The sequence below is a fragment of the Pseudomonas sp. GM102 genome (genome assembly GCF_000282555.1).
Taxonomy (GTDB): Bacteria; Pseudomonadota; Gammaproteobacteria; order Pseudomonadales; family Pseudomonadaceae; genus Aquipseudomonas.
Genome location: NZ_AKJB01000043.1, coordinates 26,272 through 46,341, shown reverse-complemented (window position 1 = coordinate 46,341; position 20,070 = coordinate 26,272). Strand labels below are relative to the sequence as shown.

15 protein-coding genes, 1 tRNA gene and 1 pseudogene are annotated in these 20,070 nt (G+C 51.1%); 6 read left to right on the top strand and 11 right to left on the bottom strand.

Annotated features, from left to right (window positions below; translation table 11 throughout):
• Nucleotides 1–63 precede the first annotated feature (63 nt).
• The 3 genes from PMI18_RS22015 to PMI18_RS22025 all read left to right on the top strand — a co-directional run bounded on the left by PMI18_RS22015 (nucleotide 64) and on the right by PMI18_RS22025 (nucleotide 5,678).
• A complete protein-coding gene (locus PMI18_RS22015; protein WP_007897503.1) occupies nucleotides 64–1,071 on the top strand; it encodes an aldo/keto reductase in 1,008 nt (335 codons plus the stop codon).
• A 558-nt stretch (nucleotides 1,072–1,629) separates the two neighbouring features.
• A complete protein-coding gene (locus tag PMI18_RS22020; protein WP_007897501.1) occupies nucleotides 1,630–3,768 on the top strand; it encodes an ATP-dependent nuclease in 2,139 nt (712 codons plus the stop codon).
• The gene (locus tag PMI18_RS22025) at nucleotides 3,753–5,678 is read left to right on the top strand and encodes an ATP-dependent helicase (protein ID WP_007897498.1); all 1,926 of its coding nucleotides are present in this window, start codon (nucleotides 3,753–3,755) and stop codon (nucleotides 5,676–5,678) included. Before PMI18_RS22020 ends, PMI18_RS22025 begins: the two co-directional genes overlap by 16 nt.
• Before the next feature lie 116 nt (nucleotides 5,679–5,794).
• Here the strand turns inward: PMI18_RS22025 and PMI18_RS22030 are convergent, their stop codons facing one another.
• Both PMI18_RS22030 and PMI18_RS22035 read right to left on the bottom strand, forming a co-directional pair.
• A complete protein-coding gene (locus tag PMI18_RS22030; protein WP_007897491.1) occupies nucleotides 5,795–6,154 on the bottom strand; it encodes a hypothetical protein in 360 nt (119 codons plus the stop codon).
• A gap of 268 nt (nucleotides 6,155–6,422) precedes the next feature.
• The gene (locus PMI18_RS22035) at nucleotides 6,423–7,403 is read right to left on the bottom strand and encodes an integrase domain-containing protein (RefSeq protein ID WP_007897485.1); all 981 of its coding nucleotides are present in this window, start codon (nucleotides 7,401–7,403) and stop codon (nucleotides 6,423–6,425) included.
• 1,563 nt (nucleotides 7,404–8,966) lie between these two features.
• On the opposite strand from PMI18_RS22035, the gene PMI18_RS29905 reads away from it, so the two are divergent.
• Together PMI18_RS29905 and PMI18_RS31030 are read left to right on the top strand one after the other, a co-directional pair.
• Nucleotides 8,967–9,812: a hypothetical protein gene (locus tag PMI18_RS29905; RefSeq protein WP_007897482.1), complete on the top strand. Its 846-nt coding sequence runs from the start codon at nucleotides 8,967–8,969 to the stop codon at nucleotides 9,810–9,812.
• Between the two features lie 235 nt (nucleotides 9,813–10,047).
• The gene (locus PMI18_RS31030) at nucleotides 10,048–11,046 is read left to right on the top strand and encodes a hypothetical protein (protein ID WP_007897479.1); all 999 of its coding nucleotides are present in this window, start codon (nucleotides 10,048–10,050) and stop codon (nucleotides 11,044–11,046) included.
• 59 nt (nucleotides 11,047–11,105) lie between these two features.
• Here PMI18_RS31030 and PMI18_RS22040 read toward each other — a convergent pair whose 3' ends face one another.
• The 8 genes and pseudogenes from PMI18_RS22040 to PMI18_RS22070 form a co-directional block, all read right to left on the bottom strand.
• The gene (locus PMI18_RS22040; RefSeq protein WP_007897477.1) at nucleotides 11,106–12,419 is read right to left on the bottom strand and encodes a tyrosine-type recombinase/integrase; all 1,314 of its coding nucleotides are present in this window, start codon (nucleotides 12,417–12,419) and stop codon (nucleotides 11,106–11,108) included.
• Between the two features lie 171 nt (nucleotides 12,420–12,590).
• Nucleotides 12,591–12,666, bottom strand: a tRNA-Thr gene (locus PMI18_RS22045).
• A 77-nt stretch (nucleotides 12,667–12,743) separates the two neighbouring features.
• Nucleotides 12,744–12,900 (bottom strand): annotated as a pseudogene (locus tag PMI18_RS31475) (FkbM family methyltransferase); the annotation flags it as partial.
• A 287-nt stretch (nucleotides 12,901–13,187) separates the two neighbouring features.
• Nucleotides 13,188–14,438, bottom strand: coding sequence for a methyltransferase (locus tag PMI18_RS22050; RefSeq protein ID WP_007897473.1), 1,251 nt, complete (start codon nucleotides 14,436–14,438; stop codon nucleotides 13,188–13,190).
• Nucleotides 14,419–15,108, bottom strand: coding sequence for an ABC transporter permease (locus PMI18_RS22055; RefSeq protein WP_007897471.1), 690 nt, complete (start codon nucleotides 15,106–15,108; stop codon nucleotides 14,419–14,421). Before PMI18_RS22055 ends, PMI18_RS22050 begins: the two co-directional genes overlap by 20 nt.
• Nucleotides 15,105–15,800: an ABC transporter permease gene (locus tag PMI18_RS22060; protein ID WP_007897468.1), complete on the bottom strand. Its 696-nt coding sequence runs from the start codon at nucleotides 15,798–15,800 to the stop codon at nucleotides 15,105–15,107. The genes PMI18_RS22055 and PMI18_RS22060 overlap by 4 nt, the downstream gene beginning before the upstream one ends.
• 78 nt (nucleotides 15,801–15,878) lie before the next feature.
• Entirely contained in the window at nucleotides 15,879–16,625 is a 747-nt protein-coding gene (locus tag PMI18_RS22065; protein ID WP_007897465.1) for an ABC transporter substrate-binding protein, read from the bottom strand.
• A 13-nt stretch (nucleotides 16,626–16,638) separates the two neighbouring features.
• On the bottom strand, nucleotides 16,639–17,412 hold the full coding sequence (locus PMI18_RS22070) for an ABC transporter ATP-binding protein (RefSeq protein WP_007897462.1): 774 nt from the start codon (nucleotides 17,410–17,412) through the stop codon (nucleotides 16,639–16,641).
• Nucleotides 17,413–17,965: 553 nt separating this feature from the next.
• Between PMI18_RS22070 and gabP the strand changes: the two genes are divergently transcribed.
• Nucleotides 17,966–19,360, top strand: a complete 1,395-nt coding sequence (gene gabP, locus PMI18_RS22075) for a GABA permease (protein ID WP_007897456.1) — start codon at nucleotides 17,966–17,968, stop codon at nucleotides 19,358–19,360.
• A gap of 252 nt (nucleotides 19,361–19,612) precedes the next feature.
• Here the strand turns inward: gabP and PMI18_RS22080 are convergent, their stop codons facing one another.
• Nucleotides 19,613–20,065 carry a hypothetical protein gene (locus PMI18_RS22080; RefSeq protein WP_007897454.1) on the bottom strand — a complete coding sequence of 151 codons (453 nt, stop codon included), beginning with the start codon at nucleotides 20,063–20,065 and terminating at the stop codon, nucleotides 19,613–19,615.
• Nucleotides 20,066–20,070 lie beyond the last annotated feature (5 nt).

The following is a 20,070-nucleotide window of genomic DNA, read 5'->3' as shown; positions in this document are numbered from 1 at the left end:
ACCTATCTTATCGTCATGAGAGCTCTCCCAGATACTTCTCACATCATTTGTGGAGAGGTTGCCATGCAAAAGAATCGTCTTGGATCATCGGATTTTCTGATTTCGCCAATTGGCCTGGGGACATGGGCAATCGCCGGCACCGGTTGGGAATACAGTTGGGGAGCGCAGGATGACAACGACAGCCTGAGCGCACTTGAATATGCCGTCGAACGCGGCGTGAACTGGATTGATACCGCTGCGGTTTATGGCTTGGGCCATGCGGAGCAATTAGTGGGGCAATTGCTGCGTCGGGTGCCGGCCTCGCGACGTCCTTTAGTGTTCACCAAAGGCAGCTTGGTCTGGGACCCGGTCACGAAGCAGATTTCGCACTCCCTGGCCCCCCAATCCTTACTCGCCGAAATCGACGCAAGCTTGCGCCGGCTTCAAGTCGATACCATCGATCTTTACCAGATCCACTGGCCTGCTTTTCCTGCCGACGCCAGCAGTGAAGGTATTGAAATGGCACTTTCGGCTTTGGCCGCCGCACGCGATCAAGGAAAAATTCGCGCTATCGGCGTCTCGAATTTCGATGTCGCTCAACTCAAGCGGGCGCAGGCAGTGACAGAAATCGTTTCGCTCCAGCCGCCGTACTCCGCCTTGATGCGGGACATCGAGCAGGACGTCCTGCCATTCTGTGAGCAAGTGGGGATGGGTGTCCTCGCCTATTCAACGCTTCAGTCGGGGCTGCTGTCCGGCAGCATGACCCGTGAACGCATCTCGCAACTGCCCGATGACGATTGGCGCAAGGCCCGAAGTGCGGATTTCCAGGAACCCCGTTTGAGTGCGAACCTGACATTGGTTGACGTCATGGCACGCATTGGAGAAAGGCACGGGGTGAGCGCAGCGGCAATCGCCATCGCCTGGGTACTTCGCCAACCGGTAGTGACAGGCGCCATCGTCGGAGCCCGCCGTCCAGCACAAGTAGATGGGCTGATTGCAGCCTCGGGGTTGCGCCTTAGCGCCGGGGAAATCGACGAAATTCGACCGTTCCTGCCGTCGGGCATGGGAATAAATGTTCCTGGGGCTGCCTGATGATTTTGAGCAGCCTGCGGGCCTTCCGGGGAGGTAGCTGGATCCGCGTCGGGGTCGAAATCTGAAGATCTAAAGATTGCGGCCTTCGGCAGATCCGAGGGGGCCAGAAACAACAAAGCCCTCGCATTGCTGCGAGGGCTTTGTTTTGTATGGTGCGGCACCAGGAGTCGAATATAAACATAACTTATTGTTTTTATTTGATATTTATAAAGCTTCTGAAATTTCTACCTCTAAATTTATCCTGAGATCTAGAACATCTCTCTCATTCGAAGAGTGCGATGCCAGCTGCGCCTTTGCTAGCTGCTTGCAAGGTAGACCAAGCTTTAGCTACTGTCTGGCAAGTGGCCAGCTCCTTGGGTCATGTAACCCTTGGCAGCGGTGAGGCTTGATTAGCATGGATGCAAATAATCCGCTTAAGCGATTAAGCTCATTAATATCAGCCTCTTACACATCGATAGTTCTAATTTTGTTGATTGCTAACTGACTATTTTATGTCAGGGACTATATGTGTCTGATATCTAATTGCGGGGCAATTTATTTTAATACAAGGATAGGTTTATGAAAGTAGTAAGGATCGAAGTTAATAATTTTCGCTTGCTGAAGAGGTTCTCTCTTGACCTTGAGAGCAATCTTTCTCTGGTGTTGGGTAAAAATAATAGCGGAAAGACTTCGCTGCTCTCTGCATTAGAGAAGTTTATAAATTCTTCTGAAAAGCATAAAATAGTTTTTGACGATTTCAACGTCGATTTAAAAGCAGCCTTAATTAAATTGGTGAGCGGGGCTGACCCGATAGGTCCAGAGAATGCCTATATCCCCTTGGGTATAACGTTGAAGTTATATATTGAGTACGATGGTATCGATAATTTGTCGCCAGTAAGCCAGTTAATAATGAGCTTGGATCCTGATGATAATCATATAGTGCTTGGGTTTGAGTATTTGGTTAGCTATCCGCAGTTAACGGCGATGCGGAATGATTACAATGATGTAAAAGAAAAATATGACAACGATTCGAGTTTGTTTCTTAAGGAAAATCAGCATATTTACTTTGATCAAGTCAGGAAGAAAAGTTTTTCCTATAGTGATCCGGATGTGTTCACAGACTTGACTAAAGAAAATATTAGTTTGGCTGATGTTATTTCATTTAGATCTATCGGTGCGAAGCGGAGTGTTACGAATAAAGATAATGATAAAACACTCTCTTCTCAGACTGCAATCATATACAAAAAGACATCTGAGAACCAAGAGCAGCAAGAGGCTGTCGAGGGTTTTAAGAAGCAACTGCGTTCGACGGATAAGGAACTGAGCGAAATATATCAGGATATGTTTTCTGGATTATTGGGGAAAGTTGCAAAGTTTGGCGGATCTAGATTGTCCGAGACGCATATTAAGATTGCATCCACCCTGCAGCATCGAGAACTGTTGGATGGAAATACAACTGTGATGTATACCCACGATACCCATGATCTTCCAGAGCACTTTAATGGGCTTGGCTATATGAATCTAATCAGCATGATTTTTGAAATAGAAATGCTGATGACTTCTTTTCGGAGATCTAGTAAAGAAAATCCTGCTGCGATTAATTTACTTTTTATTGAGGAGCCGGAAGCGCATACACATCCTCAGATGCAATATACTTTTATAAAGAATATAAAGTCCCTGTTGAAAGAAAGCAGGGTGAGAGAAGATGGAGTGGAGATTCATCTTCAAACGATTATCAGCACTCACTCATCTCATATAGTGGCAGAGTGTGATTTCGACGATATCAAGTATTTGAGGAAGTCACCTCTTGCTAACAGTGTGGACGCAAAAAATCTTAAGGCGCTCAAGTCGGAGTATTCGTCCGATGATGTGAATGACAATGCCCAGGCTGAACTACACTACAAATTCCTTAAGCAATATCTTACGTTGAACCGAGCCGAGCTATTTTTTGCTGATAAAGCAATCCTTATTGAGGGTGATACTGAGAAGATTCTTCTACCAGCAATGATGAGAAAGTTTGACCAAGAAATTCCTGATGCTGGCGCTATACCTCTACTTTCACAGAATATTTCAATTGTGGAGGTAGGAGCACATGCTCAAATCTTTGAAAAGTTTATCCATTTTATTGGTATTAAAGCTTTAATTTTGACTGATATAGATAGCGGGATTAAAGAATTGCTTTTTGAAAAGGATGGAGTTACTCCCCAGCTATACAAAAAAGGCACTCAGAAAATAGAGACTATAAAATGTCGTCCTGATGACCCGGCGGCAGACCATACAGCTAATGGATCGTTAATATTTTATCACGGCAAGGTCAGAGAGGATTTGGGCTACTTTACCTCCCTTAATATTGAAGGTAAGGCTTTATCTAAAGTCGGAGGCGAATGGAAGGTCGATGTCGATGGCTGTATTTTTCTAGCATATCAGACTAAAGACGATGGCTATCATGGAAGAAGCTTCGAAGATGCATTCTTTTCGCTAAACAAAGCACTACTTGGAACTGACTCTGAAAAATTTCCATCTCTAACGCCAAAGTGGTTCAACAAATATATAAATGGCGAGTGCGATGCATTTGAGTTTGCAGAGAAGGCAGTTGGCAAAAAGCCTTCGTTAGCGATTGAAATCCTGCTTAATAGTATACCTGATAAAAAATCTGACTTTTCCAATTGGAAGACTCCTCACTATATCCAAGAGGGCCTGGAATGGTTGCGCAAATGAAGAACTTAGAGGAGGTTAGTGACGAGGCGAAAAAGATTCTTGATACTATCAGTGAGGGTAAGAGTTTTTTACTGAGTGGCGGTGCTGGAAGTGGTAAAACTTACTCTTTGGTAGAGGTTATAACGAATCTGGTTACCCTCAAGCCTTTGGCACGCGTAGCGTGTATTACCTACACCAACGCCGCGGTGCGGGAGATTGAGGGCAGAGCCAGCCATCCAAATCTGCACGTTTCTACGATCCATGACTTTCTCTGGGGAGTAATCAAACATTTTCAAGTAGAACTAAAGGAGGTTTTGTTAGCGCTGATTAATGATGACGAAATATCAGGGTTTAAAGTTTTAGATGGCAACGGCGAACCAGAAAAATTAGATACTATTGAGGGGGATGTTAGGTATAAGGAGTACGTAAAATTTAGGGATGGGGTAATTTCACATGATGAAGTTATTGTACTTGCTAACGAGATGTTTAAAAGATACGACAAACTGTGCCGGATACTGAAAGATTGTTATCCATATATCATGGTGGATGAGTATCAAGATACTCAGGCGGAAGTTGTAGATATACTTCTTGCGCAGTTGACTAGAGTTGGTGATCCAAATGTTATTGGTTTTTTTGGCGATGCAATGCAGGCAATTTATGATGAAGGCATTGGTGATTTAGATGCTTACAAAGGGGAGGGGGTTGGGCAGGTTAGAGAAATAAAGAAAGAAGAAAATAGAAGAAATCCAAAAAATGTAATCGATTTGGCAAACAAACTTAGGAATGATGGGCTTTTCCAAGTTCCTTCTAAAGATTTAAATGCTCCCAATATGACCAATGAAGGTGGTGTAAAAGATGGTCATATACAATTTCTATATTCATCCAATGATGACGTTAATATTGTAAAAGAATATTTGGGTTGGGAGTTTTCCGAGTCATCAGGCGCTAAGGAACTCAATCTCACTCATAACCTTATCGCTGCCAAAGCAGGGTTTAGTGAGTTGATGAGGATTTATGATGGCGATAAGATTTTAGAGTATGTCCGTAGGATCAAAAGTTATATTAAGAAAAAGGAGCCTGCTTTTAACTCCGAGGGAAAAACGTTCGGAGAAGTATTGGCCGAGTTGAAGTATAAAAAGACTGGTAAAGCCTTAAAAGACGTTGATCCCACAGACGGCATGGCGATATATATTGCAGAACACCAAGCTATATATGATCGAGCGCTGGATTTCCCATATGGTGAGCTGGCTTCTTTATATGTTGACAAAGACCAGCTTATAGACGATCAGAAATCTGATCGAAGTGAGCTGGGGCGTGGCGGTGGTAATAGGGATGACCTGATAAAACATTTATTTAAAATACAAAAAAATGTCCAGCTTTACTTGGATGGAAGTTTTAATGAGTTTCTTCGCGTAACTGAACATGCGGTCACATCTAAGAGTGATAAAGTTAGACTGAAGGAGAGGATTGTCAATTTATCTAAAATCGATGATAAAACAGTACAGCAAGTTATCGATGAGGCAAATGTAAGTGGCCTTGTTAGGGTTGACGATCGCCTTCAATCATTTATGGAGTCGAAACGTTATATTTATAACCAAGTGGCCGCGCTCCCATTCTCTCAATTTCAGAAATTATTTAAATATCTTGAAGGATTTACACCATTCTCTACTCAGCATAAAACCAAAGGTCGAGAATTTCCTGATGTTCTGGTTGTTCTGAACAATGGGCGGTGGAACTCCTATAACTTTGATTATTTGTTTACTGATCGTATGGATAAAGAAAGTGTGGTGAATAGGACGCGTAAAATTCTCTACGTATGCTGTACCCGTGCAAAATCAAATTTGGCTTTATTTTATCACTCGCCATCTGACGCAGTTGTTGAAAAAGCGAAGGACTGGTTCGGCCATGAAAACGTAAAAGATCTAGATTAGCTTGCGATGCTGGAAGGCAGTGCCTGATACTATCTGGGGGTCTGGATAAGTCAGGCAGTGCTAATAAAGTTCAGACGCATATTTAATCGGTGACGCTTTTAGTTAATTCTTAACGTTTAAATGCTGTAGTTGTAGTGTGTTCCAGTATCGTAATCGTACAGAGAAATATTTTTTCCATTTATGGTTCCGCTAAAATATTTTTTTGTGTCGTAGTCATAGCCATCAAATTTCTTTCCGTTCATTTTGAGATTTACATGTTTTGAATTGTTGTAGTCATAGAAGTCTAGTGAGTTGTTGCTGCTTCCAGAAAAGAAGCTAGATGTTGTATAGTCATACCCTTCAACTTTTCCGTTTGAGATGCTAGCTGAAATATTCCTATGGCATGAAGTCGAGTAATCGTAAATAGAACTTATTTTTTTCTGATTTTTGGCAGCGCCGACTATGGCGGCGACCCTAGCTCGCGTTGTTTCTTTCATGTGTCAAATCTCCATTTTTTACTTAATCGCATAGCAATTAACTCGGCAGTCAGCTTATAGTAATAACGTGTGGACGCGGCTCGATGTCGTATTTTCCTGCACAAAAACCATAGCACATGCTTTCTTTGCCACGTCCATGGATTGTCTCGGTGCCAGCGCACAGCTATAGCTGCTTGGATGGCTTTTGCTTGGTGTAGGTGGCGCTGACGTGTCGTTTGCGATCCGCTCATGACTCCCGCGAGGAATACCTCCATATCGAATGGCTTGCTCATGCTCGGCCACCGATGTAAGCCGAAACTACGTCGATACGACCGTGCCCCAGCTCATAGCTGATTTGTGCGCGTGCCTCCTGATCGAGGTGTTGGTCGAGCTGGTAGCAACTACCTCCTTTGATTGGCGCAAGTTGGTTTGTAATCTGCTCATACCGTTCGCATGCGTAGGCCGCACGCAATTCGTGGAATCCCTTGAGGTTGTGCGCGTGAAGGATGTCCCGTGCAGGGCGGATGATTCGCTGTTGAAAGTCTAGGTAGCTTTCGTTCAGTGCAAGCAAGTTGTCGCTTCCGACGGGAGAGGCCTGCTCGGCGTACGTGAGCGCTTCACGAATATGATTATCCACCCAGATCCAACGAGGCGCCGACGCACCTGAGCGGCCACCTTTGGTACCATCTTGAATGTTGATCTTGCCGTATCGTTCGGCTTCCCTTTGCAGTCGAGGAAGATCAGCCAAAATGGCCTCTCGCAGGCGCATGCCGGTTGCTCGCGCCAACTGAGCGATGGCCGCGGCGCGCGGCTGCAGATGTTCGGAGAGGACGTCGACGATACGTTTTACGTGATCGCGGTCCTGGCCTTGCGGAGGCATGGTGCGGACGCTGGTGCGCTGCATCCCAAGCGCCTTGCTCGGACTCGCCACCCTTACATACTGATCACCGCGAAGCGCTGCCATGGTTCTGTTGACGCTGGACAATCGGTTTTGCGCAGTCGCGATGGCAAGCTCACCGTGTTCAACTTGCTGGCGTAGGTACCCGGCGTAGTCCAGCAAGGTCTGCCGATTGATCTTCCTCGCATCGTTGAATCCCGGCCCACCTTCGGACCGATACCAGCGCACAAACGCCCGCCAACGATCACTGTGCGCTTTGACCGTGCCGTAATGCCCGCCGCCAAATAGATCTTTCAGCGCCTGCGGCCCGGCATAACTCAGTTGTCGCCCATAGCCAAAATTGCGTCCATCTCGCCTGCCCACCAGTGCCATGATCGAACACCTCTTGAAGCCAAAACTTTTAAAACCTTCCCCACGTCATCCCGCCAAGAATGTTGAGTGTTATCAGGGATCAAGGCCCCTGCGACCTGTGAGGGTTGTCCACTAACGCGGGACTGGCGGCTCCTTACGACCGGGAGCTTGGGCATCTCATGATCTGGCCTCCTGAGCACTTCCGAAGAAGTGGGCGGGTGGAGGCTGCGCTGGCTGACGAGACCAGCGCTGCGAGATCCTGAGTCGGGTTAAGGCAGTGAAGCGATGACCGGGGCATGCCTGACTGTCAGTCAGGTGAAGTCCATTCCGTGGACTGCGGCACCATCATCTGCATCGCTGTTGCTGGTGACTTCGGTGTTTGTCACGCCGATTGTCACGAGGGGAAATGCCGCAAAGCCTTGTACGAGGTGGGCTGCAGCAGCGGTAGGAGCGCCCGTCTCTTTCCGGAAGAAAGAGACGGGCGCAGGTTGGCGCAATGAAATGGCCAAGCGGATAGGTTGCTGCAGGGCAGCTATAAAGGGGTATGAGTTGCCGCAGTGGGCACTCTGGTAGAAGTAGGCATCCATCACATCGCTGTGACCGTGCGAGCCGCCGGACGCTAATCGCACTTTGGGAGAACCACCACGGTGTGGCGTAGCCTCAAAGGCTCTGGCTACCTGGGTTGCTGTCAACGACAGCGCTTTGCCCGATCTTTTCTACGCCTGTGGATAATTCGGGTCAAGGCTCGAATTTTCGGGAGTTCTGCGGCTGTGGATGAAATTATCCACCGGTGGAAATCAGTGGTTTTCCACAGACAGTTGGTGGGCTTTAGATTTTTTAAGTGAGGTCCATCCAAGCAGGGCGGCTTTGCAGCCCTGTTTGGATGGACCTGTGTGGAAAAGCGGATCACCGAGATTTCGAGGCCTGCGTTATTGCGCCCCATCTGATCACCTGTTTGCATTCCCACCAATCAGCTAAATGCATTGGTGCTGACCCTCGTTTACATCCGACTTGAACAATGCACGCCGAAAAGCGGCCGGAAGAAAATGGCTCAAAGAAGACAGTAGAATTGCAGATGGCTATTTGCTAGCCTCAGTGCTAACCCCTTGACCACCAGAGGTTCAGTGAGACTGATATAACCGAGTATTTAATGACTCAGAGGCTGCTATTTTTCTAGAAAGCCCTTCAGGCATTTAAGGAAGAAAAAATGACAGACAGAAGACCACTAAATCCAAATGTAAATGTTTCCAAGCCCGGTGGTGGGGAGCAGCCTCGATCTAGAAATAAAGATGGCCAAGTCCGCGATAAACGTGACGACGATGGAAAGCCTAGAAAAAAATAATGTCTTTTGACGACTGGCAGATCACTAAAGATTGAAGGATTAGTGATTTGTTAAAAGTTATTATAAACAGGGAGGTCTAGATATCAGGCTAAAATAGCATCCTCTTACGGCGAGAATCCGCAAAAGCAAAGATAGTAAATAACTCCGAATATCTCCATGCTCGGTTTATTGTACATTTGTCTCATGATAATTTCGTACACGCATAGAAATCAGTTCTTTGCCAATAACCTATAGGTATCCATATGGAAACAGTGAAAAGACTCCCTCCCACCACTGACACATTAAGACGGCTCTATACCTTATCTGGAAATCAGTGTGCATTCCCTGGGTGCCTTCATCCGATGTTTAACGGTGAGGGGAATTTTGTTGGCCAGATATGCCACATAGAGGCTGCCTTGACTGGCGGAGAAAGGTTTAATGAATTAGCATCAAACGAACAAAGACGAAGCTTCCAGAACTTAATGCTAATGTGTTACGACCACCATATAGAAACTAATAAAACTGAAATCTACTCTTCTGAGATCTTAAAAAAAATCAAGGAAAACCATGAGGGTCCATATGCAGATATAGATAAATTTATTAGAAGCATGCAATCGTCAATATTAGATGTTACCTCTGGTTTTCAAACATCCAAAGTCCTCTCCCTTAAAAATCTTTACTTGGGTGTATATGAGTCTGATAGTCGAGATCAAGCAGAGATAAATGAGGATGTAAAAGCATTCAATGATGCACTCCCTTATTTTGCCTCGCTATCTCCCGACGCAAAAAGAATCTTTGCTATTTCGCTATCTAGGTCGAAGCATGAAATAAGTTTCACGGGGAGAGAGACTGAAAACATATATTTCGATCACGATGAAATACAGCGAGTGACAGGCTTGGACTACTACAGGTTAAAGTCTATTTTGCTCGAGATGGAAAGTTGCAAGTTGATTTGTTGGAATGAGCTTTATGAGGATAAAGAGTACCCATTTATCATTTTCAAAAACTCAGAAGCTAATTTCTGGAGCATGATAAATATTTACTGTAAGAATAAAAATCTAGACGTTGTCGACTTAGTGGAAAATATGAAATTCTCAGTATTTGACTGACGGGAGTCGATTATAAGCTCCACATTGTAAACTTAATGACGCAGTCATCCACCAGCACCGAGGCGATACGGGATCTAAGAAATAAGCGCTTGGCTACATTAGCAATAACCGTCAAGATCTGTGTCTGTGTCTGTGTCTGTGTCTGTGTCTGTGTCTGTGTCTGTGTCTGTAATTGTTTTTTTGATGCCGGTCTATTTTACGCAACTATTCAAAAGTCTTACCCAGAGGAATCCAAATGAAGGCTCTGTGTTACAAAAATACTGCAACAAATTTGCGTGGATGGATTGAAGCTTTGCATGAAAAGCAAGTTTATGGCTTTGCCTACGAACTTCCTGACCACTTTGTACATATCTACGGTACGGCGGGCCCATTGTATGTCATATCTTCAGGGCTAACGGTTATTGAAGAAAAAAATGGATCGCTGAGAGATTGGGTTGTTTCGACATTTGGTGCTACTGACATCCGATCTACGACAAATGATGTTGGCTCCACAGTCACTGGAATATGGCGACCTGGGCTTTATTTTCAGAATGAAATTTACCAAGGGCTTGATATTGATCAGTATGAACAAAGATTTAGCGAGCAGTCTTTAAGGGTGCTAATAGAACAGCTAGATGTGCTTCTACTTTATATCGAACCCGAAGGGAGTGGTCTTAGTTCTTACAGCCATAAGACGCGCGAATTGCTGATTCTGGCTTGCACAGAAGTTGAAAGCCATTGGAAGAGTCTTCTCACCAAGGCCGGTGCTGCACCTCTGAACGGTCGGACATTCACAACAAACGACTACGTTAAGCTGCTTTCGTCAGCTCATTTACGTGAATATACTGTTCTATTGCGAAACTACAGAACTGCACAACCCGTTTCACCATTTGCGAACTGGACGGCCACGGCCCCGACTAATTCATTAGCCTGGTATGATGCGTACAATAAAACTAAGCATGATCGAGGGGCACACTTCAATGAGGCCACATTATCAAATGTAATTTCTGCAGTGTCAGCTTGTATCACCTTATTCTGTGTCCGGTTTGGACCATTTCACCTTGTAAATGAATCAAAAACACTATCAAGTATTTTTAATCAGAATTTTGAGATTTCGCTAAACGAACCAGACATCAAGTCATTTTACGTCCCCTTATATAATTTTTCGCCCGGCACGCGAAGAGATCGCACCGTTGTTAATCCATATAATGAAAATTTGAATCTGCCTTGGCAGCCGCAGATTCTTGCAATTTAAGAAGGGCGCTGGGCCTGATATTGCATTCGGAACGCTGCCAGCCGTCACTACGGTTTTTTCTACTCACGTTTTGCTTTTAGGCGAGTGATGTTCGCGCCGATATGGTTTGCAAATTCGTGCGGGGTGACATGCTCCTGCCGGTTGGCCTCCAGATACCGGCTCCACCAGTTCATGATCAGCCTGCGCTCCTCGATGAACTCTGCCTTGTGGATGTAAGCGGCGCGGACGTTGTTGCGTTCTTTGTGGCTCATCTGCCTTTCAATGGCGGTCTCGGACCACAGTCCTGATTCAATCAGCGCACTACAGGCCATCGAACGAAACCCATGCCCGCAGATTTCGGTTTTGGTGTCATAGCCCATTTTTCTGAGCGCGCTGTTCACCGTGTTTTCAGACATGGGCTTCCAGGGCTTGGCATCGCCTGCAAACACCAAGTCGAATTTGCCGGTGAGGACGTGGATCTGTTCAAGCAGAGTCACGGCTTGCGGCGATAAGGGTACAAGGTGGATGTCCCCTGCCATCTTCGTACCCCTTGTGGAAAAGGGTACTCCTTCCAGCGCGGAGCGAGTGTCCGGTATCTCCCAGGTGCCGCGCTTGAGGTCGAACTCGCTCCAGCGGGCGAAGCGCAGTTCGCTGGAGCGTACGAACACATGCAGCGAGAGCATGACCGTCAGCCGGGTAAGTGCGCGGCCTTTGTAGGTGTCGATACGCTCCTGCAATTCAGGCAGACGCGATAAGGGTAAAGCAGGGCGGTGAATCACCCTCGGGGCTTTGATCAAACCTTCAAGGTCGGAGGCAGGATTTGCCGCGATCTGTCGAGCACGTTTCGCCTCGCGCATGATGCTTTGCAGGTAGTTTTGTACCCTTAAAGCGACGTCAATCGTGCCGCGTTTCTGGATCGCTTCCAGAGGTTGCATCAGGTCATGGGTGTCCAGATCGACAATAGAGCGAGCGCCGATCAGCGGGAAGACATGGGTTTTGAGGCGGCTCAGGACCGTCTTAGCATGGCCCGGTGCCCATTTGGCAGACATCGCTTTGTGCCATTCCAGTGCAGCGCTTTCAAAGGTTCGGCCTTTGATTGCGGCCTGCGTCTTAGCTTGGTGTTTGGTCTCTATGGGGTCGATGCCTTTCGCCAGCATCCGTTTGACCTCTAGGCGCTTGTTGCGCGCATCGGCGAGGCCGATCACGGGGTAGCTGCCGAACGAGGTCAGTCCTTCGCGGCCATCAGGTTTGACATACCTGAGACGCCAGCCTTTACGGCCATTGGGTTGGACTAGAAGGTAGAGGCCGTCGCCGTCGAAAAGCTTGTAAGCGCGGTCGGTGGGCTTGGCTGAGCGGCAAGCCGAATCGGAGAGTGGAGCAGTGGTGCGCGACATAAGGGTACTCCCCCTTTATCGAATTACCTTACCCCTAACATTACCCCTAAAACGGTTGGAATCCACCAGTTTCTGACGGAAACCGATGGAACGCCAAAACGAAAAAACCCGCCAGAAGGCGGGTTTTTCGGGGGTTTCAGAGATTTTTAAAGCCTTCTCTGGAACCTTGTATGGTGCCGGCACCAGGAGTCGAACCCGGGACCTACTGATTACAAGTCAGTTGCTCTACCAACTGAGCTATACCGGCGTGTTGGGCGACGATTATAGCGATTGGGTTGGTTCTGTAAACCCCTGAATTCAGACTATTTTTGCGCAGGCTTTCGGTCAGGCGCGAACCGGTACGTTCTTGAGTTTCTGGAGGGCGCGCCAGGTTCGGCTGTTTTGCAGGGCGCGCAGTTGGGCTTCTGCGGATTCGGCGCGTTGCAGGACGGCGGGTGAGGTGGTTTTCGGTGTCGGTGATGGGGTGGTTGAATTTGTGGCCAGGCCAGGTTGCATGGTGAGATTCGGCGCTCGTAGCAAGGGCTGTTGCAAGGCGCAATTTTCCGCTATGGGTGTCCGGTATTCGGCGGTTATGTCGTTTTGATGAAATGCTTATGCACAATGGACTAGGGGCGATTGCCTGTTCATTACGAATTTGTAGACTGGTTCTCATTTGTCCGCAAATGCCTGTTTTGCGGGTTTTTTATTTGTGTGAACAAAAAATGACCAGTAGTGTTTTAGGCCTAAAACAGTGTGGATATTGGATCCACGATAATTCCATCAACAGAGTTATCCACAGGCTGTGGTTGTTTGAGGGCGTTCTGCCAGGAGCAAAAAATTGCGCGGTGTGAGCGGGGTTTCACAGAAGGTGCCGAGGCGAACGGCGTAACCCTGCTCAATGAGGAAAAGTGCCCGATCAAGTACCAGCCACAGCTCTAGCGGCCGTCGGAAAAGGCCTCGCAGCAGCTCCAGGTTGCGCACTTCGGCCAATCGCTGCCAACCGGCGGCTTGCAGTGTAGTCCAATCTGGCGCACCGACTGTGGATAAGTCTTTGAGTGCAGCCAGATCGCGGCAGTAATCGGCGAAAGGTTTGTCCAGCCAGGCGCTGGGCAGGGAAGGGGTTGGCAGGTATTCATCGACGCCGCGCAGTTGTCGTTGCAGCAGGTCGAACGCCAGGCGCCGCGCCATGGAGGTGTCGCGCTGGCGTCGGACGCGAGCGCCGGCGGTGACGGTTTCGCTCATTGGCAGCGCAAGATCATCGAGGGAAAGGTGTAGGTCGGAGCGCTCAGCCGCGCAGGAAAGCGGCTGATAGGTGTTCTGGCTGATCCGGTTGTAGCAGCACGGTGCGATGGCCAGTTGTTTGCAACCGGCGGCGCTGGCGAGCTGGATCAGTCGCACATGCAGATCACCGCAGGCGTGCAGCGCGACCGGCGTGTGATCGGCGTTCAATAGAGAGGCTGCGGCAGGCGCGAGTACATCCTGCTCGACATGCAGTGCATGCGATTGGTGACGCTGGCTGAGTGCCTGGCCACTGGCAACCAGCGCCGGATCGAATTCCAGGCAAGTCAGTTGTTGCCCGGTTTGCAGCAGGCGTCGCCCCAAATGGCCTTTGCCCGAACACCAATCCAGCCAATGCCTCGGTGCCTGAGCAAACTGCAGGCGACCGGCGAACGCTTCAATCTGCTGCCATTTGCGTCCCGGCACATCCACATTCAAGCGATGGCCTGCCGCTTCAAGTGCACGAGCCGGCAATTCACCCACCGCGCTCAGTTCAGCAGACATCGCCGCCAATGAAGCAAACGGCTCCGGCGCATCGAGCAAGCAAGGTTGGTTATGACTGCTTTCCGCATCCTCCAGCGACCGGCCGCGTAGCCATTGAGCCAACTCCGGGTAGGACGCTTCCCAAGGCAGTTGCAGATGGGTAAACGGTCGAGGCTTCCACAGCGTCTGATGCTCGATCAGAAAAGCATCCAGCGCGGTGAAACGGGCGAGCAGGGCCTCGCCCGTCAGCACGCAGGAGTCAACGCCCTTGGCAGGCATCGACGCGCAACCAGCGCTCCAGCAGCTTGAACCCGCGAACCAGCACGTAAGCCATCAGCAGATAGAACATGCCCGCGGCGAAGAAAATCTCCACCGGCAGGTAGGTGCGGGCAATGATGGTGCGGGCCATGCCGGTCAATTCCAGCAGGGTCACGGTGCTGGCCAGGGCGCTGGCCTTGAGCATCAGGATCACTTCGTTGCTGTAGGCCGGCAGGCCGATGCGCGCCGCACGCGGCAGCATGATGTAGAACAGCGCCTTGGCCCGGGACATGCCCAGCGCCCGTGCCGCTTCGATCTCGCCCGGAGGAATCGCCTGGATCGCGCCGCGCAGGATCTCGGCGATGTAGGCTGCGGTGTGCAGGGTCATGGTCGCGGTGGCGCACCAGAACGGATCGCGCAAGTACGGCCACATCGAGCTGTTACGCACCGCGTCGAACTGTGCCAGGCCGTAGTAGACCAGGAACAGCTGAACCAGCAACGGCGTGCCACGGAAAAAGAAGATATAGCCGTAGGGAAATGCCCGCACGTACCAGAGTCGCGACGAGCGAGCGATGCCCAGCGGAATCGCCAGCAGCAACCCGGCGATCACGGCGATGGCCACCAGTTCCAGGGTCAGTGTTGCGCCCTGAGCCAGTTTTGGCAGCCACTTGATGATGACTTCCCAGTTCATTGGGTGCTCCTCGCGAAGCCGCGAGCGGCGCGTCGTTCCATAAAGTGCATGCCGGTCATGGCCAGAACGGTCAGGCCTAGATACATGAAGGCGGCCACCATATAGAAGGTGAACGGTTGCTTGGAGATGGTCACGCCGATTTGCGCGTGACGCATGATTTCTTCCAGGCCGATGACGGAAACCAGCGCAGTGTCTTTCATCAGGATCATGAACAGGTTGCCCAGGCCGGGAAGGGCGATGCGCCACATCTGCGGCATGATCAGCCGGGTAAAGATGCGAAATTTCGACAGGCCCAGGGCCACGCCGGCTTCACGGTGACCCTTTGGGATCGCCAGAATCGCACCACGAAACACTTCCGTGGCGTAGGCGCCGAAGCACAGCCCCAGTGCAATCACACCGGCGGCGAAGGCATTGAGTTCGAGGTCGGGGTTGCCGAAGAACTCGCCCAGGGCACGCATCAGGTTGACCGTGCCGAAGTAGATCAACAGCACCCAGAGCAATTCCGGGATGCCGCGAACCAATGTTGAATAAGTGCCGCCAAGCCATTGCAGCGGCTTGTGCGGGGAAGTCTTGGCCAAGGCGCCGAGCAGACCGAGCACCAGCCCCAGGCACAAGGCCGAGAGTGCCAGTTTCACAGTCATCAGCGCACCAGCGGCGAGCGCCGGGCCGAATCCGTAGAGGTCGATAATCATGGATTTCTTTTCAAATCGCGGCAGGCAATGCGAAGGACCGGCACCGTCAGCGGACGGCGCCGGTCAGGCAGCTCAGAATCAATAGATGCTGAACGGGAAGTACTTGTCGTTGATCTTTTTGTAGGTGCCGTCAGCGACGATTTCTTTCAGCGCGGTGTTCAGCTTCTCGCGGATCGGGTCGTCCTTGCGAACAGCGATACCGATCTTGTCGCTTTCTTCCACCGGGTCGCCCTTGAATTCGTAAGCCCGGCCGGCGTCGCTTTTCAGCCACTCGTAGTTGACGTACTTGTCGGCCAGGATGCCGTCCAGACGACCCGAAGTCAGGTCCAGGTAGGCGTTTTCCTGGGTGTCGTAGAGTTTGATTTCGACGCCTTCCATGTTGTCTTCCAGCCAGGTGCCGGCCAGGGTCGCGCGTTGGGCGCCGATCACCTTACCTTGCAGCGAAGCCTTGTCGGTTTTGAAGTCGACGTTTTTCGGCGCGATGAACTGCAACTTGTTGGAGTAGTACGGTTCGGTGAAGTCCACCGCCTGCTTGCGCTCGTCGGTGATCGACATCGAGGAGATCAGGAAGTCGAACTTCTTGGCGTTCAGGGCCGGGATGATGCCGTCCCAGTCGGACGTAACCACGGTGCACTCGACTTTCATCTTGGCGCACAGGGCATCACCGATTTCTCTGTCGAAGCCGACGACATTGCCACTGGCATCTTTGTTGTTGAACGGCGGGTAGGCCGCTTCGATGCCCATCTTCAAGGTCTCGGCGGCGGCACCGGCACTGAAGGCCAGGGTGACAGCAGCGGCCAGGAAGATTTTTTTGTAGTTCTGCATGCGGGTAGCTCCGTTAGCGGTTGCTGGACATGAATTGTTTGCAGCGCGCCGAAAGCGGGTTTTCGAACACCTGCTGTGGCGATCCTTGCTCTTCTACCAAGCCTTGGTGGAGGAACACCACTTCGCTGGAAACCTGACGGGCGAAGCCCATTTCATGGGTCACGAGCAGCATGGTGCGGCCTTCTTCGGCCAATGCGCGGATGACATTAAGTACTTCCTGGACCATTTCCGGGTCAAGGGCGGAGGTGGGTTCGTCGAACAGGATCACCTTGGGCTGCATCGCCAACGTGCGGGCAATGGCCGCGCGTTGCTGCTGGCCGCCGGAAAGTTGCGCCGGGTAGGCGTGACGCTTGTCAGCGATGCCGACCTTGGCCAGCAAGGCTTCGGCGACTTCGATGGCTTCGGCTTTGCTTTGGCCGAGCACGCGGCGCGGGGCTTCGATGATGTTGTCGAGCACGCTCATGTGCGGCCAGAGATTAAAGTTTTGAAATACAAAACCAATCTCGCTGCGCAGGCGATTGATCTGCTTGCCGTCGGCCGCGACCAGTTCACCGTTCTTGGCGGCTTTGAGTTTGAGTTCTTCGCCGGCCACCAGGATCTGGCCCTGGTGCGGGTTTTCCAGCAGGTTGATGCAACGCAAGAACGTGGACTTGCCGGAGCCGGAGGAACCCAGGATCGAGATCACGTCGCCGTCGCGGGCGGTCAGCGAGATGCCTTTGAGCACCTCAAGCTGTCCGTAGCGTTTGTGCAAGTTGCGGATTTCAAGCGCGGGCGTGGCCTCAGCCATGTGCGTTCCTCATAGTGTTTTGCGCTCCTGCTATTGGCGGCCTTCCTGGCGAGGCGGCCAAGCTAGCATAGCGTTCGAATGGCAGCCAACAGCGCTACGGACGGTAAGCGGGTGGCACGTGGCAGGTTGTCGCATCGGCACAGCAGACTGTCGCCCCATCAACAACCGAACAGCCGTTTGAACAAGCTTCGGCGCGGCTGTCGCGTAAAAAAAGGCGCGATGTTGCCAGCTTTGGCGGGGTGTTGGAAGCGCTAACCGGCCAAACGTTCCTGATCGGCACTTTTATTGTGCGCGCCTGGATTTTTTGGTGTGTTTCCGGTGCGCTGATTCGTTCTTCAAAGTGGGTGGCAGGGTAACGCTCTGGCGAAATGCCATTAATCTCAATGACTTGCGATAACTGCTCGATCTGCGTGCAGGCCCCGTGTAACGGGCGCGCGAAACATTTTGGCGCAATTATTGCGTGCAGAATAAGAAACGCCCTGTTGGATTCTTTTTACGAGAAGGGATGTCAGACCGGGCCGACGTCATCGCTTTACTTGCAAAGGTAGTTTTAATGAGCAGTAGCCAAAGCTCCTCCAATGGCCTTGAACAGGGGCTAAAACCGCGTCATGTGACCATGCTGTCGATCGCCGGAGTCATCGGCGCCGGCCTGTTCGTCGGCTCCGGCCACGCCATTGCCGCTGCCGGGCCGGCCGTGCTGCTGGCTTACGCGACCGCCGGTGCCCTCGTGGTTCTGGTCATGCGAATGCTCGGCGAGATGGCCGTTGCATCGCCAGATACAGGTTCCTTCTCCACGTACGCCGATCGCGCGATCGGTCACTGGGCCGGTTTCACCATTGGCTGGCTCTACTGGTGGTTCTGGGTTTTGGTCATCCCCCTGGAGGCTATCGCTGCCGCGACCATTTTGCATGCCTGGTTCCCAAGCGTGGCGATCTGGGCCTTCACCTTGGTAATTACCTTGCTGCTGACCGTGACCAACCTGTTCAGTGTGAAGAACTATGGTGAGTTCGAGTTCTGGTTCGCCTTGGTCAAAGTCATAGCGATCATCGGCTTTATCGGTCTTGGCATTCTGGCGATTTTCGGCTTCCTGCCGACCAGCCAGGTCAGCGGCGTGTCGCATTTGTTTGACACGCAAGGCTTCTTGCCAAACGGCATGGGCGCGGTGCTGGGTGCCATTCTGACCACCATGTTTTCCTTCATGGGCACTGAGATCGTGACCATCGCGGCTGCGGAGTCGAAGAATCCAGGCAAGCAAATCTCCAAGGCCACCAATTCGGTGATCTGGCGGATTGGCTTGTTCTACCTCGTCTCCATCTTCATCGTTGTGGCCTTGGTGCCATGGAATGACCCGGTTCTGGCCAGCGTTGGTTCCTACCAGACCGTGCTGGAACGCATGGGTATCCCGAATGCCAAGCTGATCGTCGATATCGTGGTTCTGGTTGCGGTAACCAGCTGCCTGAACTCGGCGCTCTACACTGCTTCGCGCATGATGTTCTCGTTGGGCAAACGCGGCGATGCGCCAGCCGTTTCCCAGCGCACCAACAGCAGCGGCACACCTTACTGGGCCGTGATGCTGTCGACCGCAGCTGCGTTTCTTGCAGTGTTCGCCAACTACGTGGCCCCGGCCGCTGTGTTCGAATTCCTGCTGGCCAGCTCGGGCGCCATCGCGTTGCTGGTGTATCTGGTGATCGCGATTTCGCAACTGCGTATGCGCAAACAGCGTATGGCTCGCGGAGAAAAAATCGCCTTCAGCATGTGGCTGTTCCCGGGCCTGACTTACGCAGTGATCATATTCATTGTCGCGGCCCTGACCATCATGCTGTTCCAGGAAGCCCATCGCGCGGAGATTCTCGCGACCGGTTTGCTGAGCCTGTTGGTAGTGGTCGCCGGGTTGTTTGTGGCTCGCCGTCGCAAGCTGGAGCGGCGTGGAGCGGTGGTGTTGAGTTGATTCGCACTGCGTAACGCAAAACGGCCGCTGTCAGTGATGACAAGCGGCCGTTTTTGGTTCTGAAGAGGCGTGTATTGCCGGTCGCGCAAACCTTGTAGCAGCTGGCGAAGCCTGCGTTCGGCTGCGCAGCAGTCGTGAAGTCAGGTCATGCGGTCCATCAGGATTACCTCGCGCGCAGGTTTTTACGACTGCTGCGCAGCCGAACGCAGGCTTCGCCAGCTGCTACAGATCGTGTTACGGCTTAACAGGTGTTTACTCGGCCTTTTCTTCCGGGGCATCCAGCGACTGGCGATAGTTGTCCAGCGCATCGCCAAAGTCGGTGATGAATTGTGGGTCGGTCAGCCAGGCCTGGGCGGCATCGCGGTCCATGCCATCAGCCCACATGCGGTAGTCGATCAGCATGTCGGCGGCCAGGTGCGTGGCGGCCATGGCTTCGTTGTCGGCGTTTTCCATGTCCAGCAGTTCTGGATGATCGCTGATGATCCCGGAGAGGTTCGACAGCAGGGTCAGCAGCATGTCGTTGCGGCTGATGGCTTCGGCGTCACGCATTTTGCTGAACATCGCCAGGGTGTATTCCGGGATCGGCTCACCGATGTCGCCCAGATCATCGTCCAGCGCGGCGGGTTTTCTGCCGTGGATATTGATTTGCTTGGCTTTGATCTTGGCGCGTTTGGCGCGTTTGTGTTGCTTGTTCAGGGATGCCATGGGAA

Coding starts and splice junctions, on each gene's coding strand:
- PMI18_RS22050 (WP_007897473.1), bottom strand. CDS start 14,438: ATGCCTGCCAAGGGCGTTGACTCCTGCGTGCTGACGGGCGAGGCCCTG.
- PMI18_RS31030 (WP_007897479.1), top strand. CDS start 10,048: ATGAAGGCTCTGTGTTACAAAAATACTGCAACAAATTTGCGTGGATGG.
- PMI18_RS22030 (WP_007897491.1), bottom strand. CDS start 6,154: ATGAAAGAAACAACGCGAGCTAGGGTCGCCGCCATAGTCGGCGCTGCC.
- PMI18_RS22025 (WP_007897498.1), top strand. CDS start 3,753: ATGGTTGCGCAAATGAAGAACTTAGAGGAGGTTAGTGACGAGGCGAAA.
- PMI18_RS22040 (WP_007897477.1), bottom strand. CDS start 12,419: ATGTCGCGCACCACTGCTCCACTCTCCGATTCGGCTTGCCGCTCAGCC.
- PMI18_RS22060 (WP_007897468.1), bottom strand. CDS start 15,800: ATGATTATCGACCTCTACGGATTCGGCCCGGCGCTCGCCGCTGGTGCG.
- PMI18_RS22020 (WP_007897501.1), top strand. CDS start 1,630: ATGAAAGTAGTAAGGATCGAAGTTAATAATTTTCGCTTGCTGAAGAGG.
- PMI18_RS22015 (WP_007897503.1), top strand. CDS start 64: ATGCAAAAGAATCGTCTTGGATCATCGGATTTTCTGATTTCGCCAATT.
- PMI18_RS22070 (WP_007897462.1), bottom strand. CDS start 17,412: ATGGCTGAGGCCACGCCCGCGCTTGAAATCCGCAACTTGCACAAACGC.
- PMI18_RS29905 (WP_007897482.1), top strand. CDS start 8,967: ATGGAAACAGTGAAAAGACTCCCTCCCACCACTGACACATTAAGACGG.
- PMI18_RS22035 (WP_007897485.1), bottom strand. CDS start 7,403: ATGGCACTGGTGGGCAGGCGAGATGGACGCAATTTTGGCTATGGGCGA.
- PMI18_RS22080 (WP_007897454.1), bottom strand. CDS start 20,065: ATGGCATCCCTGAACAAGCAACACAAACGCGCCAAACGCGCCAAGATC.
- PMI18_RS22055 (WP_007897471.1), bottom strand. CDS start 15,108: ATGAACTGGGAAGTCATCATCAAGTGGCTGCCAAAACTGGCTCAGGGC.
- gabP (WP_007897456.1), top strand. CDS start 17,966: ATGAGCAGTAGCCAAAGCTCCTCCAATGGCCTTGAACAGGGGCTAAAA.
- PMI18_RS22065 (WP_007897465.1), bottom strand. CDS start 16,625: ATGCAGAACTACAAAAAAATCTTCCTGGCCGCTGCTGTCACCCTGGCC.